Origin of the sequence: Acetobacter papayae JCM 25143, assembly GCF_000613285.1 — a bacterium.
GTDB classification, from domain to species: Bacteria; Pseudomonadota; Alphaproteobacteria; order Acetobacterales; family Acetobacteraceae; genus Acetobacter; species Acetobacter papayae.
On record NZ_BAIN01000129.1, the window covers coordinates 1 to 2,850 of the forward strand.

Annotated in this window: 3 protein-coding genes and 1 other RNA gene; 2 read left to right on the forward strand and 2 right to left on the reverse strand. The window is 65.2% G+C overall.

What is annotated here, in order from left to right:
* Together JCM25143_RS14795 and ffs are read right to left on the reverse strand one after the other, a co-directional pair.
* Positions 1-1,347, reverse strand: a 1,347-nt coding sequence (locus JCM25143_RS14795; protein WP_025861788.1) for a DNA polymerase III subunit gamma/tau, incomplete at its 3' end; no start/stop codon positions are given.
* A 71-nt stretch (positions 1,348-1,418) separates the two neighbouring features.
* Positions 1,419-1,516, reverse strand: an RNA gene (ffs, locus tag JCM25143_RS21765) — signal recognition particle sRNA small type.
* Between the two features lie 135 nt (positions 1,517-1,651).
* Between ffs and JCM25143_RS20270 the strand changes: the two genes are divergently transcribed.
* Both JCM25143_RS20270 and JCM25143_RS14805 read left to right on the forward strand, forming a co-directional pair.
* Positions 1,652-2,134, forward strand: coding sequence for a hypothetical protein (locus JCM25143_RS20270; RefSeq protein WP_148300155.1), 483 nt, complete (start codon positions 1,652-1,654; stop codon positions 2,132-2,134).
* 10 nt (positions 2,135-2,144) lie between these two features.
* A partial coding sequence (locus JCM25143_RS14805; protein ID WP_025861789.1) for an MFS transporter occupies positions 2,145-2,850 on the forward strand: 706 nt, incomplete at its 3' end.

The window sequence follows — 2,850 nt, forward strand, 5'->3', positions numbered from 1 at the left end:
TCCCGCCTGATCCGGCCGGGGCTCGGCCCCATCACGCGCGGCGTTGGAAAGATGACGCACCAGTTCTTCGGGCGAGGGCAGGTCGGCCACGTAACACAGGCGGATCAGCACCATATCGGCCGCCACCCGCCTGTCAGGCGCGGTGTCGAGTTCCTGCATGCCCTTGAGCAGCATCTGCCATGCCCGCATGAGCACCGGCACGCTGAACGCACCCGCCATTTCCTGCCCACGCACGCGCTCGGCCTCGGGCATATCCGCCGCGTGTTCGAGCGAAGGCACCGCCCGCAAGCGTGAAAGCGTGTGCACAAGCTCAAGCATGTCGCCCAGCACCAGCCCAGCATCCGCACCACGGGCATGGGCGGCATCCATGAGCGACAGCGCGACATCTGGCTGGCCACGCAGGGCGGCATCAAGCAGGTCGAACACCACCTGACGGTCAGCCAGACCCAGCATGTCGGCCACGACTTCCGCCCCGATCAGCGCATCCGAGCCAGCACCACCACCCTGTGCAATGGCCTGATCGAGCAGGGAAAGACCATCACGCACCGAGCCATCAGCTGCACGGGCAATCAGGGCCAGCGCGTCATCCGAAAGGCGCACCTGCTCCTTTTGGGCAATGCGCTCGAACAGGCCCGCCAAAGCGGACTGGGGCACGCGCCGCAGGTCAAAACGCTGGCAGCGCGAGAGCACCGTAACCGGCACCTTGCGCAGTTCGGTCGTGGCGAAAATGAAGGTAACCTGTGCCGGAGGTTCCTCCAGCGTTTTAAGCAGCGCGTTGAAGGCATTGCGCGAGAGCATATGCACTTCGTCGATGATAAAGACCTTCATCCGCCCCTGCATGGGGCGAAAGCGCGTGGCCTCGATAATCTCGCGCACATCGTCCACCCCCGTGCGGGAGGCGGCGTCCATTTCCAGCACATCGGGGTGCCGGTCGGCCAGAATGGCCACGCAGTTGGGGCACACGCCACACGGGTCAGCCGTGGGGCCGCCCTGACCATCCGGCCCGGTGCAGTTGAGCGCACGGGCAATAATACGCGCCGTTGTGGTTTTACCCACCCCGCGCACACCCGTAAGCATGAAAGCATGGGCCACACGCCCCAGCGCAAAGGCATTGCGCAGGGTGCGGACCATGGCCTCCTGACCGATCAGGTCATCAAAGGTGGTGGGGCGATATTTGCGCGCCAGCACGCGGTAAGGCGCAGGGGCACCTGATACGGCAGGCGCTATCGGCTCGGCCACGGGAGGCGGCGGGGGGGAGGGGGCATCACCGAACAGACCGGGGCCTTCCGGTTCGGGGCTGGGTAGCCCTTCATCGCCCTCGTGCCAGGCGTCTGTATCTTCGCTCATGATCTGCCCGAAGAAAGAAAATTACACCTGCCGGTCAGGCTGGCCGCCACGCCATCACTGGCGGGAAACAGGGTGGAAAGCCGGACAGTAACCCGGATGAAACTCGTCATGGCTGCTTCCTTCCGGACCTGACCGGGTTGGCAAGGTATCCGTCCACCGCCGACTTTCCAATACCGCGTCTAGCACCAAAGCACCCGCCATGCCAAGGGCGTGCCAGCCGGGCGCGCTTGTTTCTTTACGCATGGCGCGATCACGGGCTAAAAAACGCGACACCATACCACACAGGTTCTGGAGAATGTTCGCCGTGTCTGGTCCACATACCGCGCCTGTCGCTCCCCCGGCCACCTGCCTGCCCGCCGGGGCAGCCCGCAAAGCCGCCCGTCTGGCCCCCGCATGGGCCACAGCACTGGCTCTGGCGCTGGCTGGCTTTCTCTGCCTGCCCCCAGCGGCACAGGCTGATGAAGACGGCGTGGCCCCACGGGATACGGAAGCCAATATCCTGCTGCACAAGGAACTGACGGTGCTGCACTTCAAGCCCGAAGCCTCGAGCAGTGCGTGTATCGATGCGCTCAAGGACCTGCACACCACGCAAGACGTGCTTAAAAAAGAGCAGGACGACAACCGCACCCGCGACCTGAGTGTGGCCGAAGACGTGCTGGATTCCGATGTCGAGAACGCCTCCGAACGCTGCGCGCCCGATGCCCGTGCGCTGTGCATGGCCCCCAACCCCAGCCCCGCTCTGGTGCATGCGTGTGAGGCCATAGACAGCCTGCCCGAAAACGAATGACCCCCAACGCATGAGCAGCCCGGCGGCCCTGCCCCCTGAGCATTCCGCCTGCCCGGCCGGTGCGTTCGGGTGGGGGCCGCTGGCATGCATGGCCGGTCTGTTTTTTGTCATTGGCTTTGCAACATGGCTCAACGGCCCGCTGATCCCGTTTGTGCAGGTGGCGTTTTCGCTTGATGATGTCAGCGCCTTTCTTGTGCCGCTGGTTTTCTACATCGCCTATGTGGTCTTTGCCCTGCCTGCGGGCTGGCTGGCCACGCAGTACGGGCCGGGACGCAGCCTGCCTTATGCACTAGGGGGCATGGCGCTGGGCATGGCCATAACGGGCAGCGGGCTGCATGCGGGGCTGTATCCTCTGACTCTCACCGGACTGCTGACACTGGGCGGAGGGCTGGCCCTGCTTCAGGTTGCAGTCAACCCGTATGTTACGCTGCTTGGCCCGCATGCGCGCGCGGCCCAGCGCATTGCCATCATGGGGGTGTGCAACAAGCTGGGAGGCATTGTCGCCCCACTGGTGCTGGCGGGGCTGGCCATGCACAACATGAATGGACTGGCCGCAAGCCTGACACTCGCCCCCGATGCCCCCACCCGCACGGCCCTACGCACGCAGGCACTCGATGCACTGGCATGGCCGTATCTGGCCATGGCCACCCTGCTGGCCGCCGCTGCCTGCGGCATGGCCCGCGCGCGCCTGCCTGAACTACGGCCCAGCCCCCTCA